Raw genomic sequence first — 15,662 nt, forward strand, 5'->3', positions numbered from 1 at the left:
ATGTCCGGTAGTACAACCATAGTAAAATAGCTAAGTATACCCTTTGTAAAAAGCATCTATCTGACGAATGCCAAAAGGTATTAGCATTGAACCACATCTATCGTTACGAGAACTAGAACAGCGTTACCGTCAAGCTTCATACCCGGTTGAAAGAAGTCATTACCAAATTATCTGGTTATTAGCATCTGGCAGAAGTAGCCGAGAGGTTTCACAAATAACTGGTTACAGTCTCAGTTGGATTTATGAACTAGTTTGGGGGTATAACCGCATTGGTCCCAAATCACTTGGAGATAAAAGGCATGAACATCCAGGTGCCGATACACTTTTGAATGATGTACAACAAGCACAACTATGGCAAGCGCTACAATCACCTCCTACTGAAGGTGGGCTTTGGAACGGACAGAAAGTTGCAAATTGGATGAGTGAATTATTAGGACATTCAGTTAGTAGACAACGAGGCTGGGAGTATTTGAAGGCAATGAGACTACGTTTGAGAGTAGCTCGACCCTCTCATCAGGAAGCAGACTTTACGGAACAGGAACAATGGAAAAAAAAACTAGCAAAAACGGTGACTCAAGTTCAAGAAAATTACGCCGACGCCGATGTAGAAGTTTGGACAATGGATGAGCATAGAGTCGGGCTTAAACCAATAATTAGAAGGATGTGGGTAGATGAATGGACAGTACCCGTAGCAAAGGTTAATTGGCGATTTAAATGGTTATGGTTATATGGTTTTGTTCATCCGCAGTCTGGAGAAACATATTGGTGGATTCTACCCTTTGTAAATACCGAAATTTTTAATCAAGTTTTGGCTGATGCAAGCTCAACATTTTAAGCTCGGGGAAAATAAGCAAGTTGTACTAGCTTTGGAGCGAGCTCTTTGGCATACTGCCGGGAAGCTTGAAGTCCCAAAAGGTATTCACATTGTTGAGATGCCATCTCACTCTCCAGAACTTCAACCAGCAGAAAGACTTTGGCCACTTACAAATGAGCCTCTTGCTAATCGAACATTTGAAAATCTTGATGAATTAGAAGAGGTTTTATTTGAGCGCTGCAAACAATTACTCCAACAGCAAGATTTAATTCGGGGTTTAACAAACTTTCACTGGTGGCCTCAAGTTCCAGTTTAGGCTTAATTATGGGTAAGTACCCGGACATGATATGAGTCATTCATTCATCTTTGATAAAAGCTAAAAAACGAAGTTGATGACTACAAAATTTATAACCATTTTTTGAGTGAAATATAGATTATCTGAAATTCCGCGGATTGACCCCCCTAAAATTGGTTTTTGATAAGGACTCAAGTCTTAATAAAAGTCAGATAAATTAAGCCACATTTACTACAAATACGAACGCTTGTCAACTGCTTTTAGGTAAAAAATATCTAATTACACGGTTTATTTTCGTACATAGTGGTTGTTTTTTTTATCGTAAAATAATTGAACGCCACGTCTGAATTGGCTAAAAAACCCTTGATTTTCCAGGTAAATACAGCGAACTGCTACTTTGGGAAGATGTCGCTCAAAAAAAAATCGAAGTAAATAGAACTTGTTAAGTATGCGAAGTCGAGAAATTAGCAATTAGAAATTTCCCATTAGCAATTAACAATAATATCTACCACTGAAGATTGACAATTAACAAATCCAGGAGCTATCTAACTCATGAAAAGTTTATGGTGCAACTACTCTTCACCAATTCACAAATCAAGTTGCGATCGCCGCGACACCGACTGCATAAAAGCTTCTTTTATGGGGGCGCCGTTAGTCAGTGATCGGGCGATATATATTTCCTGTTTAACAAAAACGAGTCCGGGCGTCAAGACTAAACATGAAAAACATTTAGTGTGCATCGACCCGAGGGTAGAGAATTATCAGCATCTTGCCAGCGGAGTCAAACCGGGGACAGAGATAATTGTCCTTGATCCAACTCTGGACGGAGTAGAACAAATTACCGAGATTCTAGCTAAACGCAGCTTAATTGCCAGCCTTCAGATAGTTGCTCACGGCAATGAAGCTTCCGTGCAACTGGGGTCAACTGTACTGAAGGATGAAAACTTGCAAAAGTACGATCGGCATTTGCAACAGTGGCGCAATGCCTTCACGGAAAAAGCCGATATTTTAATATTAGCGTGTAAGGTTGGGGCTGGAAAATCCGGGGTTGCTTTTGTGCGGAAGCTGAGAAAATTAACAGGCGCACATATAGCGGCTTCCAACCATCTAATTGGCAGTGCAAAATTAGGAGGAAACTGGCAATTAAATGTTACAGCAGGACGAGTAAAAACCGCAATAGCCTTTGAAACAAAAACCCAGGAAACTTACAGCGCTGTCCTCATTAGTTTAGTGGACGAAAGTTTTCAAGACGCACGTCTAATCGGGCCTTGGATCTCTGGGGTTACTGGCACGTCAGACGCTCCAGCTTTAACAGCAGGAACCGGAACGGAGAGTTTTCCGGGTTTGAACGTAGACCCTGCCGGCAGCGGGGCGTTGAGATTAACTTCAAGAAGTTTTGACCAATCTACTTTTGTTATCTATAACAGTCAGGTTCCAGTCAACAGCGGTCTTAACATTGTCTTCGATATATTTGCCTACAACGGCACTGCACGTCCGAATTTAGCAGGGCGGACAGGGGACGGCATAAGTTTCTTTTTAATTGACGGTACTGTGACCCCAACAGTAGCTGGAGGCTATGGAGGGTCTCTCGGCTACGCCCAAAATACAGATACAAATCAGTCCGGTTTACGGGGAGGTTATTTAGGAATTGGATTGGATGAATTTGGAAATTTCTCAACTACAACTCAAGGGCGTGTAGGCGGAATTGGGGTGGCTCGTAGAGCTGATTCGGTAACACTTCGAGGTAGCGAAGTTACGCAATATAAATTTTTAACTTCTACCTTTGTGCCGCAGGGAATAGATAATATTCCCGATACCGTAAATCCTCTGCCTCCAAACGGGCCGATCAACGCCATTACTACCACTCGCGAAACAGCCCGAAGAAGAGTTCAAATTATTTTGCAACCCCCCAATTCTGCAACGCCAAACCGTCTCACTGTTAACTTTGATCTCAACAATAATGGTTCGTTTACAGATCCGGGTGAGACTATTATCGACATTGCCAATTTAGTGTCGATAAACGGGCAAATCCCGGCAACATTCAAATTTGGTTTTGCTGGTTCAACGGGAGACGCTACAAATATTCACGACGTTCGCACTTTGTCTATCCAAACTATAGACGTGCCCGTTACTACAGCAGATGTTGCCTCAAGGAAAACAGGCCCGGCCGCAGCGGCACCGGGTAGCCCCATTACTTACACAATTACGACAGTAAATAACGGCCCGAACGACGCCGAAAACGTGGTGATTGAAGATAGATTGCCCGTCGGGGCAGTATTGAGTAGTGCCGAGGGCGGCGGCATTTTCAACCCGACAACCAGACTGGTCACCTGGCCCACTATTCCGAATTTACCTGTTGGGGCTACCACCACGCGCACCGTAACTGTTACGACCCCAACTACACTTGGCCCTATTACCAACAGTGTATTCAGCAGCAGCAGTACGATCGATGCCGTACCCGGTAACAACAGCGGCAGCAGCCCGGAGGCGCGAGTCACGACCACTATTACGAACGATATTGCCGATGTAGTGACGGTCAAAAGCGGGCCCGGTACTGCAGCAGCCGGATCGACTGTCACCTACACAATTACGGCAACCAACAGTGGGCCGAGTCCGGCAGCCAATGTGGCGATCACCGACAGCATTGTTCCGGGTTTAACAGGAGTCAGCGTCTCGGAGGGCGGCACTTACAACGAAACTACAGGTATTGTGACTTGGACGCCGATCGCATCCCTAGCCAGCGCAGCCAGTACCAACAGAACCGTCAGTTTTCCACTTCCCGCGACCGGCGGCCCCATCGCCAACACTGCTAGCAGCACCTCAACGAGCCCCGACCCCAATCTCGACAACAACAATGGCAGCAGCCCGTCAGCAAGAGTCACCACCACGATCACCGATAGCGCCGATGTAGTGACGGTCAAAAGCGGGCCCGGTACTGCAGCAGCCGGATCGACTGTCACCTACACAATTACGGCAACCAACAGTGGGCCGAGTCCGGCAGCCAATGTGGCGATCACCGATAGCATTGTTCCTGGCTTAACAGGAGTCAGCGTCTCGGAGGGCGGCACTTACAACGAAACTACAGGTATTGTGACTTGGACGCCGATCGCATCCCTAGCCAGCGCAGCCAGTACCAACAGAACCGTCAGTTTTCCACTTCCCGCGACCGGCGGCCCCATCGCCAACACTGCTAGCAGCACCTCAACGAGCCCAGACCCCAATCTCGACAACAACAATGGCAGCAGCCCGTCAGCAAGAGTCACCACCACGATCACCGATAGCGCCGATGTAGTGACGGTCAAAAGCGGGCCCGGTACTGCAGCAGCCGGATCGACTGTCACCTACACAATTACGGCAACCAACAGTGGGCCGAGTCCGGCAGCCAATGTGGCGATCACCGATAGCATTGTTCCTGGCTTAACAGGAGTCAGCGTCTCGGAGGGCGGCACTTACAACGAAACTACAGGTATTGTGACTTGGACGCCGATCGCATCCCTAGCCAGCGCAGCCAGCACCAACAGAACCGTCAGTTTTCCACTTCCCGCCACCGGTGGCACCGTCGCCAACACTGCTAACAGCACCTCAACGAGCCCAGACCCGAATCCTGCGAACAACAACGGCAGCAGCCCCGAAGCACGAGTCACCACCACGATTACCGAGAGTGCTGATGTAGTGACGCTCAAAAGCGGGCCCGCTACTGCAGCAGCCGGATCGACTGTCACCTACACAATTCTCACCGAAAACAGAGGGCCTAATACCGCCACCAACATCACCCTTACAGACAGCATCGTTCCCGGTTTAACGGGCGTTACAGCATCCAACGGCGGTATTTACGACCCAGCCACAGGCATTGTCAGCTTTCCGCCCATTGCCAGCTTAGCTGACGGCGTGACCCTCAGCCGGACTGTCAGATTCCCAGCCCCGGCGACCGGCACTGTCAGCAACACAGCAAGAAGTACCTCAAACACGAATGACCCGAATCCCGGCAACAATAACGGCAGCGAGCCCGGCGCAACTGTTACCACCAGCATCGACTCTGCCGCGACTCCGACTCCCGCACCGACTCCGACTCCCGCCAACCAACCGCCGATAGCTAACAACGTCAACCTCGAAATCGCCCCCAGCAGCGCTGTGGCGATCGCAGGACTTGGAGGAACCGACCCCGACGGGTCGATCGCATCCTTCACCATCAACACCGTCCCACCCGCCAATGAAGGGCTGATATTTTTAGGCAATCCTGATACGGGCGGCACTATTGTCACCGCTGGTCAAATTCTGACACCTGCTGACATTAACCAATTATTTTTCCAATCGACAGCCAACTTTAGCAGCGCAAATTTCACCTACAGCGTTACAGACAACCAGGGCGCTACCAGCCCCGCCAGCGCTACTGTATCCGCGCTGCCGCCATTGCCAAACCAACCACCCATAGCTAATAACGTCAACGTCGAGATCGCCCCCAGCAGCACTGTGGCGATCGCAGGACTCGGAGGAACCGACCCCGACGGGTCGATCGCATCCTTCACCATCAATACCGTCCCACCAGCCAATGAAGGGCTGATATTTTTAGGCAATCCCGAGACGGGCGGCACGATTGTCACCGCTGGTCAAATTCTGGCACCTGCTGACATTAACCAATTATTTTTCCAATCGACAGCCAACTTTACCACCGCAAATTTTACCTACAGCGCTACAGACAACCAGGGCGCTATCAGCCCCGCCAGCGCTACTGTATCCGCGCTGCCGCCATTGCCAAACCTACCGCCAGAAGCAGCCCCAGTCACTCTTGATATTGCGCCCAGCAGCACTGTGGCGATCGCAGGACTTGGAGGAACCGACCCCGACGGGTCGATCGCATCCTTCACCATCAATACCGTCCCCCCAGCCAATGAAGGGCTGATATTTTTAGGCAATCCCGATACTGGTGGCACGATTGTCACCGCTGGTCAAATTCTGACACCTGCTGACATTAACCAATTATTTTTCCAATCGACAGCCAACTTTACCACCGCAAATTTTACCTACAGCGCTACAGACAACCAGGGGGCTACCAGCCCCGCCAGCGCTACTTTAACTGCCATTCCGGCGCCCGCACCAACACCAACACCCGCGCCCGCGCCAACACCAACACCCGCACCTGTACCGACGCCGACACCCGCGCCTGCGCCAACACCAACACCAACTGCACCGGAACCAACACCAACACCCGCGCCTGCGCCAACACCAACACCAACTGCACCGGAACCAACACCAACACCCGCGCCCGCGCCAACACCACCAACACCAACTGCACCGGAACCAACACCAACACCAACACCAACTGCAGCGGAACCAACACCAACACCAACTGCAACTCCAACACCAACACCCGCGCCCGCCCCGGAACTAACACCAACACAAGCGCCGGAACCAACGCCCGCGCCCGAACCAACCCCTATATTCGACCCTGTGCCCGAACCGGATACCAGTTGCGGTTGCGACCCCTTGAAAGGGCCCCCGAACATCACATTTATCCAACCCCAGCCAGAGCAAATACTCAACTTCGACTCCAACGCCGCACAACTCATCGACATCCAAAACACGATACTAGGCACTCTCGGAAACGATTCCTTAACAGGAAACGAAGCTAACCAACTGTTTCTCTCATTTGAGGACGACGACACAGTGTTAGGTGAAGCAGGCAGCGATATCGTTTACGCCGACCAACAGCAAGACTTCATCGCAGCAGGTAAGGCCAACGACATCGTTTACGGTGGCAAAGACAACGATGTAGTGTTCTCCGGCAAACAAGACGATCGCGTTTTTGGTGATCGCAATGGAGACACATTGTACGGTGATCGTGGTTCCGACACCATAGTCGGCGACAACGGCAACAACATCGACTTGACCGACAACGACAGTGACCTGATTTTCGGCGGGTCTTCAAGCGACGCCATTGCAGGCACTCAAGGCAGCGACACCGTTTACTCCGGCAAAGGCCCTGACAGCGCCTATGGTGGCATCGACAACGACTCGATCTGGGGTGACAAAGGCCCGGACACCCTTTCCGGCGACAACGGAGACGACTCTTTGTTTGGTGGCGTACTCAACTCCCTAGACAGTGACCCCGACGGCTTCGATTTGCTATTGGGAGGTGATGGCAACGACGTACTTAACAGCCAAGAACAAGACGACACCTTGCTGGGCGGCAACGGAGGGGATTGGGTGTTTGCAGGCAAAGGGGGCGATCGCCTTTTCGGCGAAACTGACTCGGATACTCTCTACGGCAATCAAGGTTCCGACACCATACTCGGTGACTACGGCACTCAACAAGCCAGCACAATTGCCACCGAAGAAGCCGACTTAATTTTTGGTAACGACACCGGCGATATCATCGGTGGCGGCAGCGGTAACGACAGCATTTTTGGCGGCAAAGGTAACGACTTAGTTTACGGCGGCAAAGATAATGACAGGATTTGGGGCGAACTCGGTTCCGATACCATTGTCGGCGATGAGGGAGACGACTCGCTTTATGGCGGCTTGCAAAACCAGTTAGTCTCCGATGTTGATGGCCGCGACTTGCTATTTGGAGGAGATGGAAATGATTTCCTCAATGCGGGTGAGAGTTCCGACTCTTTGAGTGGGGGTTTGGCTAACGATACCCTTCGTGGAGGCAAGGATGACGATGTAGTACAGGGAGATGCTGGCGATGACTTGATCTACGGCGATGATGGCAGCGATATTTTGTGCGGTGATCAGGGTAACGATACCATTAGTGGCGATCGCGGGGAAAATCTGCGAGGCGCTGTGGGTGAAGACGGTCAGCAAGACTGTATTAACGGTGGTAGTGGCGATGACCTGTTATATGGCAATGAAGGTCAAGATACTATCAACGGTGATGATGGTAATGACACTATTTACGGAGGGAAAGATAGCGATATTCTCAATGGGGGTGTTGGGGATGACTGGCTGTTTGGTGATGGGGGAGATGATACTTTGATTGGAGGTAATGGGAATGATCAGTTTGTGTTAAGCGCTAATAGCGGTATCGATACTGTGCTCAATTTTTCTGTAGGAACTGATAAGTTTTTCCTGGCTGGTGGCTTGAGTTTTGAGGCTTTGCAAATTAACTTTACGGCGAATGCCACACTGCTGCAAGTTGCGGAGACTGGCCAGGTTTTGGCTCAGGTTTTTGGCGCTGATAATTCTCTGACTTCTCGGGATTTTCTGACTCTTTCTCCTTAAGACCAAATCGCAATAAACAGCGTGTAAGGTTCCATTCACACAGCACCTTACCGCTGTTTATTCAAAAATCCTAATCCTAAAAAAATAGCTGCGATGCTTCCTGCTACACAAATTTCTCGGTTTTTTATTTTCACCATAACTTCAGCTATGGGGACTAAAACTACTTCAATATCTTCTGTAATATCTAATTGTATTTTGGTGGCAAGCTTGACATTTTTAGCAAAATATAGGTAGATAGAATTGGTGTCTTTTACAGGGTTATCATATAAGGTTGCTAGTTCCAAAATTTCTTCAGCAACATATCCCGTTTCTTCGGCAAGTTCTCTGGCTGCTGCCGATTTCCCGCTCTCTTCAGCAGGGTTGAAAGATCCAGCAGGCAGTTCCAGCAAAATTTCGCCTACTCCGTGCCTGTATTGGCGCACTAATACAAGTTCTTGCTGCTCTGTCGTGGCAAATACTAGGGCGATATTGGGTCGGACATTAACAAAAAAGTCGTCTATAATTTGTCCGCTTGGCAATTCTATTTCATCTTGTCTAACCTGACACCACTTGTTGTTAAGAACGAAGCGCGATCGCAATATTTTCCATTTAGTTAAATTTTTCATATCGCCATAATGCTAAACTTTCAGCGTCATCCGAAGGCACAATTTTCCCATCCATAATCTATTTCAGATCAAAAATTTCACCCAGCCACCATGCCATACAAAAAATTACTCACCAGATTTGGGGAAGACTTACCAAAATGGACTGTGAATTTTCTAGCACCCCGATTGTTGGCGATCGAGTCACTGAGTCTGAGTCTAGCAGTCGTCGCCGCAGTTGCAGCAGTGCCTGCAGCACAACAACCAGCAAATGCTTCTACAGTCACAAGTTGGCAATTCGATCCGGCGACGAATCAGCTAGAAATTACTCTCCCGGAGGGAACAACCCCCAAGTATTCTCTACTAAATCCCAGTCAGATTGCTGTGGATTTGCCCAATACTGAGATCGGAGTAGATGCAACTCAGCTATACCCACAAGGCAGAGTGCGTTCTGTGGGAGTGAGCCAACTGCGGCCGGGAACGGCGAGAATTTTGGTCAATTTGGCTCCGGGAGTCGGTTTTAGCGCAGGGAAAGTTCAATTCCAAAGAAGTGGGGTAGAAAATCGCTGGGTGTTACGCCCTTCGATCGAACCGACTGCAAGTATGGAAACTCCCCAAACTCAACCCCAGCCTGCAATACAAGTACCGCAAAACCAGCCGCCGACAGATTCCAACTCAACTGCTGCCACAGAGGTCGATCGAGCTGAATCTCCTACTTCCCCGAATCCCGCTACAAGTTTTTCGCCGCCGCCAACTCCAAATGACCAAATACGGCCGATAACAGTGCCTTTAGTCAATGTTCGCCTTGACGAACGCCGTGGGGTACAAGCGGCAGCAGTACCCCGCCTAGAGCGTCAAATAACGGCTGCTGCTGCAACCCAACAGCGGACGCTTACCTTTGGTGAACCACTTCCTCGCGGCGGATCAAATGCTGCTTTGCAGGCTGCGGCTGAGGCAAATGTCTTGTTGCCGGCGGGCACGGAGCTAAGTTTGCTATACCCGGGCGATCGGGCTTTGCGGCTGCAAGCGAAGCCCAGCCGGGAGGAAGTGCTGCTGCTGCAAGGGGGAATTCTGGACAGTCGCGGTAATACGATCATACCTGCTAATACGCCAGTCATCGGTCGGTTTGAAACAACCAACCTCGGCAGTAGATTTGTGGTGGAAGCTATTAGTCTCAACGGTCGCAATATTCCTCTGTTGGCTCGCTCGGAACCCGTGGGAGGCCGACGAGCTCAGCCTTCCGATCGCAGTTTGTTGCGAAATACTGGTATTGGTGGCTTAGCTTTGTTCTTGCTGAGCGGCTTTTCCGGCATCGGTTTGTTGGTTGGAGCAGCCGGTGGTGTTGCTACAACTTACGTGGCAGCCCCTCAACCTGCTACGATTCAACCCGGTCAAATTTTGCAAGTTCAGTTAACGGAAGATTTCCCCCAGTTCAGTTTTTGAAGCAAGAAGGAAGAGGGGACAAGGAAGAACGAAGACGTTCGAGGGAAGAAGGAAGTCTTCCATCGAACCTCTTTGTTCAAAATTTACTGAGAGCACTTTTCCCTTCTATGAAATAAACTAAGGACTTAGGCAAAGCCTAAGTCCTACCCCCTATCTGTAATTGACTCAAGTGAAAACCGCTATATCGGGGATTTAGAAATTTTGACCTTCAGTGGTTGGAGCTATCGAACCCGGTTGGTTGAGGAACAGGTTTTTAGCGCCGTCGTTTTGGTAGATACAGTTAATTTCGGGTTGAGCTTCCAGGGGGCCGGTGAAGCCAAAGGTGTTCATGCGATTTTTGCACTCTCGCACTTGGTTTTGGCTGATGAGTTTTCTTTGTTCCAGAATTGCCCAGTTATTGGTTCGCAGGACACATCCGGGGCGCATACTCGGCTGCGAGATGTAGACGTTGAAGGGGTTGAGGGTGACATAGAGGCGCATATCTGTCACCATGGCGCTTGCTCCAAACTGCACGCAAAGTTCTGGGTTCGGGGCGCTGCGATCGATAAATTCACGGGAGGCTACGTTCTCAGGGCTAATTGTAGCTGTAGAGCTAAAGGCAATGCCAATCCCAATTCCCAGAATAAAGACGGCTGTTAAAATCCCTAGGGTGGCGGAATTGAGGAAAGAGGGTTTACCGGACTGAGGTTGACGCCACGACTGTCCGCCAAATGAGCCGGAGTCTTCATCTCCCCGGGAGGGGTCGCCGCTGAATCTGTCGTCGTTGTAGGATTTAGGTTTGCGTTTCATATAAGGTTCCCTCAGTTCTGGAGACTCAACAGGTAGTAGTTTGTTATTTTTAACCGATCTCGCCTTTCTAATATTATGGCGCTAGGAAGGTGGTTGCTACAGGCCCAGGACACCCCGTCTGGGTTTGGTGTTGGGTTCACAACTCGCGATCAACCAAGGGGCTGCCTTGTCTGAATTTTCAGATTTCAATAAAATAGCTGAAAGTGACATACTCTTGCACAGCGGAGGAATCCGGCTCAAGACTGTTAACAAATTTTAACATTTTACAAGTCAGGAGGTATAGATTAGTGTCTGTCGAAATTATTCAAAAGGCTTCCACAGTCCGCAAGCTTGCACCGCGCTACCGCGTTCTGCTGCACAATGATGATTTCAATCCTATGGAGTACGTGGTGCAGACTTTGATGGCGACGGTACCGAGTCTGACTCAGCCACAGGCGGTAAATGTGATGATGGAAGCCCATACTAACGGGATGGGATTGGTGATTGTTTGCGCTCTCGAACACGCTGAGTTTTACGCTGAAACGCTCAATAATCACGGGTTGAGCAGCAGCATCGAACCTGACGATTAGAATCTGACGGTACTGCAAGGGATTCGCCCAGCCGATTTCCGACTCATACCGTCAACCCTCATACCAAAAAGCCAAGGGTTGGGCCCTTGGCTTTTTGGTATATTTAATCCGGTAGATATGAAAATTTGAAGAGCATAGGTTTTTCGGAACGGCCGGAAGTGGTTCGGAGCTAGGTGAGCTCGATCGCCAATTTCAACTCTCCAATCTCAAATCTTTATCCCAGGAAACTAAAGAGGAAATTAATAACGTCCTCCTCCGCCTCCTCCTCCGCGAGCAAATTTTCCAGGGCCGCCGCCGCCCCGGTTGCCGCCACCCCGGCCGCCTTCATCTTCGCGCGGCTTAGCTTTGTTAACTTTGAGGTCGCGACCCATCCACTCTGCTCCGTCGAGAGCACTAATGGCTGCATCTTCTTCTGCATCTGTGGACATTTCTACAAAACCAAAGCCGCGGGGGCGACTGGTTTCTCTGTCGGTAGGTAGATGTACTCGCTTAACGGTTCCGTATTCGGCGAAGACGGTGGTGATGTCTTCTTGGGTAACTTGGTAGGATAAGTTACCGACGTATATCGACATGAGGAATAACTCCAAAATTTAGACAGTGCGAAGATTTCAGTTTCGGAGAGTCCCCTGCCGATACAGAAGGGCAAGTTTTTAGACAATTCTGTAGCAATGAACAAAGCCTGCAACTGAATCTGATTCACACTTGGTACTTTAACATAGAATAGCGTCTTTTGAGTAGGTTTCAGCAGTTAATTAAGTCGTTCTAATTAAACGTAAAACTTTTAGGGTATTCATAAACCTGGTTTATCGGTGTAATGTTTTGGCTGCAGTGGAAGCAGAGAAAGTTGTGGCGCGCGCTCTCACCGCAGGAAAGATACATCCACCTTGCCAAAGTTGGTACTCAAAGCTAGGTTTACGTTTTCCAGGGCTTTGACTAACCACACCACGCCTTCTCGGGTACTGCATTCGTAGTGACCGAACAAAATTGCCAGCCGCTTTTCTAGATAGGGCTTGACTTTGCCGCAAATGAGTACGATTTTCAGCAGCAAACCAGTGGTTTGGGTCGGCCCGAGGTTTGAGATCAGGTCGATGAAGACAAAGTGGTTGGGTCGCACAGGACTCTCTACTACTAAAAAGTTCAATAACTGGCTGCAAGTTCTGATCATTAAAAATTCATTAAAGTTCTGATCATCGCTGTGGGGCAGGGTATTTTGTAGTTGCTTATACAATTTTTCGTTAAAGAGACGTTTACCGTAGCGGTCATCGGTGACAGAAGAAATCAGGTATTCGTACAAGTCGTCTTTAAAGGAGCGGTAGGACTGATTTGTGCTGGCGTTCGCCGTGAAACGGCCCGCTAGCTGTCTGTAGGTATCGGCTCCTTCTACTTTTCCGACAAATTGCTTGAGGGCAAAGAATAGTTCCGGGTCGGTCAACAGGGTCGGATTTTTTATAACTTGTATATTTCGGCCGAAGGAAATGGAGGTTTCCCGACGCGCTATCTGGGCTTTTCTCACTTGGTGAGCCACGTATTGTGAGAGATTGATCTCAAATTGCTGCTGCTTTTGAGCTTGGATTTTTTTAATGATTTTTTGCTGTTCGTAGGTGCTGTCGTCGCTGAGGAGGCAGTGTTTGTAGAGGTAAGGGTAACGGGGAATTAAGGTTCCGAGGGCAAGGCTAGCAGGGCTTTTGCTGTTGCTGCTATCTTCATTGCTGTGAGTTATGACTTTGGCTAAGCGTTGGAGGGTGAGGTACTGTTCGCTTTCGATAAATTGATTTACTAATTTAGGGATGGAGCCTCGCCCCCCCGATCGATTGTATCCAAATAATATTTTGGGCGCTTCTTCAAACACAGCGATCAATTCAGGGATGGCGGCTTGCTTGCTCGGGTAAGTTTGCCAGCGGTTGATCAGGATGTGGCAGCAGCGGTTGAGGATGTATTTGAATTCTTGTTCAGCGTGTTCTGAGCGTGCTATTTTTTCGAGCGCGTCGGCGACGGAGCGATCGGGATATCCGGTACCCTGGATAAACAAAGTGCGAAAGCGACTGATGAGTTCAGCCGGCTGCTCTCGCTGTACCAACTCCAGCCAGTGCTTGTAAAGTAGCTGTTCTTCTTCGTAACTCTGTCTATTGTAGTCGTTCACTGTGGTTAACCCTCCGAGGCTGGGGCAGTAGCTTTCAGCGCTATTAGCTGGATAAATGGGCCTATGAAGCGCAACAATTGAGTCAACCAAGCTTCTCGCCGGATGAAGCTTAGGGGTAGAAGCTGTCAGCAGCTTAAGCCGATCGATATTTTTTGCTTAGTTAAACTATTTACCAATACCAGCATGACATGAATTGTTGGTAATTAGCAAGGCCTTAAATCACCATTGACTTTGTAAAGTATTGGTAAAGATTGTGGGTAGGTACGGGATAATTTCTTGGCTGGCTAACGATTTAGTATTAGGATTGTCAAGGTCTATTCTGGTCAGCAGCACCCTGTCAGTTAAATTTGAGGTCGGGCAAGGTAAGATTAGCTGTGAAAATAATTATTTGAAATGTGAGTGCTGGTAATATGGTTTGTTGCGTAAGTATCGCCCGACTTGCTGAAATTTTAACTGTACCTTTGCCTGCTGTGCCTGAGGGCGTTTTGACAGCTTTAGGGACAGGTATTGCCACAGATACGCGCACTCTTGAGGGGGGGGAAATATTTTTGGCGCTGCGGGGAGATAATTTTGACGGGCATCAATTTGTGGCAAAAGCCCGGGATTTAGGGGCGATTGCGGCGATAGTCGATCGAGATTGGCAAGAGGAATTGCCGAATTTTCCGCTGTTGCGCGTTGACGATACTTTAAAAGCTTATCAGTCGATCGCCCGCTGGTGGCGCGACCAATTCAGTATACCTATAGTTGCTGTTACTGGTTCTGTCGGTAAAACTACTGTTAAAGAGTTAATTGCGGCGGTTTTGTCAACGAGAGGAAATGTTCTTAAAACTCAATATAACTACAACAATGAAATTGGAGTACCAAAAACTTTGTTGGAGCTTTCATCGGCACACAATTATGCTGTAATTGAAATGGGAATGCGCGGGAGTGGCGAAATTGCGCTGCTGTCGCAAATTGCGCGTCCTACGGTTGCGGTAATTACTAATGTAGGAACGGCGCATATTGGACGATTGGGATCGGAAGACGCAATCGCCCAAGCTAAATGCGAACTTTTAGCCGAAATGCCTACAGATAGCATTGCTATTCTCAATCACGATGGTGACAGATTAATCGCAACTGCAGCCAAAGTTTGGCAGGGAAAAACTTTAACTTACGGTTTAGAAGGCGGGGATTTGTGCGGGGAATTGCTGAATCATAATACAATGCTTGTAGAAGGTCTGGAATTGCCGCTGCCACTGCCGGGACGCCACAATGCTGTAAATTATTTGGCTGCTTTGGCGGTAGGAAAAGTGTTAGGTATTGATTGGGAACTTTTAAAGCAAGGTTTGTCTGTGCAGTTACCGGATGGACGGGCGCGCCGCTACGATTTGCCGCAGGATATTGTGATTCTGGATGAGACTTACAATGCTGGTTTGGAGTCGATGTTGGCGGCGCTGAGACTGTTAGCAGATACTGCAGGAAAGCGCCGGATTGCGGTGTTGGGAACGATGAAGGAATTGGGCGATAGGGCGATCGAATTTCACCGGCAAGTGGGAAGGGCGGCGCGAGAGTTGAATCTGGATGCTTTGTTTGTTTTTGCTGATTTTGAGGAAGCGGCGGCAATGGCTGCGGGTGCGGCGGGTCTGCCTTTTGTGGAGGTAGAAGATATTGCGAGGGAGAATTCCCGGGAAGATTTAGCAAGGCATTTAATGGAGTTTGTCACACCGGGCGATCGTATTTTATTTAAGGCCTCTCATTCGGTAGAGTTAAATAGAGTTGTGGAGAAGTTTCGCGCTGATTTAACTGGCGAATAATATCAGAGCCGCGT

The 15,662-nt window shown here is 49.0% G+C and carries 8 protein-coding genes and 1 pseudogene; 5 read left to right on the top strand and 4 right to left on the bottom strand.

Translation table 11 applies throughout. The features are described 5' to 3' along the window. The first annotated feature begins 67 nt into the window (after positions 1-67). Positions 68-1,130 (top strand): annotated as a pseudogene (locus D0A34_11020) (IS630 family transposase). A gap of 531 nt (positions 1,131-1,661) precedes the next feature. Then, positions 1,662-8,333 (top strand): DUF4347 domain-containing protein, encoded by a 6,672-nt coding sequence (locus tag D0A34_11025; protein ID UNU19330.1) that lies wholly within the window; start codon positions 1,662-1,664, stop codon positions 8,331-8,333. A gap of 47 nt (positions 8,334-8,380) precedes the next feature. On the opposite strand, the gene D0A34_11030 is transcribed toward D0A34_11025, so the two are convergent. Beyond that, positions 8,381-8,938 (bottom strand): NUDIX hydrolase, encoded by a 558-nt coding sequence (locus D0A34_11030; GenBank protein UNU19331.1) that lies wholly within the window; start codon positions 8,936-8,938, stop codon positions 8,381-8,383. A gap of 90 nt (positions 8,939-9,028) precedes the next feature. Here D0A34_11030 and D0A34_11035 point away from each other — a divergent pair, with 90 nt between their 5' ends. Beyond that, on the top strand, positions 9,029-10,357 hold the full coding sequence (locus D0A34_11035) for an AMIN domain-containing protein (protein ID UNU19332.1): 1,329 nt from the start codon (positions 9,029-9,031) through the stop codon (positions 10,355-10,357). 192 nt (positions 10,358-10,549) lie between these two features. Here D0A34_11035 and D0A34_11040 read toward each other — a convergent pair whose 3' ends face one another. Beyond that, positions 10,550-11,146, bottom strand: a complete 597-nt coding sequence (locus tag D0A34_11040; GenBank protein UNU19333.1) for a DUF3172 domain-containing protein — start codon at positions 11,144-11,146, stop codon at positions 10,550-10,552. Positions 11,147-11,433: 287 nt separating this feature from the next. Here D0A34_11040 and clpS point away from each other — a divergent pair, with 287 nt between their 5' ends. Next, positions 11,434-11,715: an ATP-dependent Clp protease adapter ClpS gene (gene clpS, locus D0A34_11045; protein ID UNU19334.1), complete on the top strand. Its 282-nt coding sequence runs from the start codon at positions 11,434-11,436 to the stop codon at positions 11,713-11,715. A 239-nt stretch (positions 11,716-11,954) separates the two neighbouring features. On the opposite strand, the gene D0A34_11050 is transcribed toward clpS, so the two are convergent. Further along, positions 11,955-12,287, bottom strand: a complete 333-nt coding sequence (locus D0A34_11050; protein ID UNU19335.1) for an RNA-binding protein — start codon at positions 12,285-12,287, stop codon at positions 11,955-11,957. A 287-nt stretch (positions 12,288-12,574) separates the two neighbouring features. Next, a complete protein-coding gene (locus D0A34_11055; protein ID UNU19336.1) occupies positions 12,575-13,855 on the bottom strand; it encodes a hypothetical protein in 1,281 nt (426 codons plus the stop codon). A 410-nt stretch (positions 13,856-14,265) separates the two neighbouring features. Here D0A34_11055 and murF point away from each other — a divergent pair, with 410 nt between their 5' ends. Then, on the top strand, positions 14,266-15,648 hold the full coding sequence (murF, locus tag D0A34_11060; GenBank protein ID UNU19337.1) for a UDP-N-acetylmuramoyl-tripeptide--D-alanyl-D-alanine ligase: 1,383 nt from the start codon (positions 14,266-14,268) through the stop codon (positions 15,646-15,648). Positions 15,649-15,662: the final 14 nt, after the last annotated feature.

It is taken from the genome of Microcoleus vaginatus PCC 9802, from assembly GCA_022701275.1.
Lineage (GTDB): Bacteria > Cyanobacteriota > Cyanobacteriia > Cyanobacteriales > Microcoleaceae > Microcoleus > Microcoleus vaginatus_A.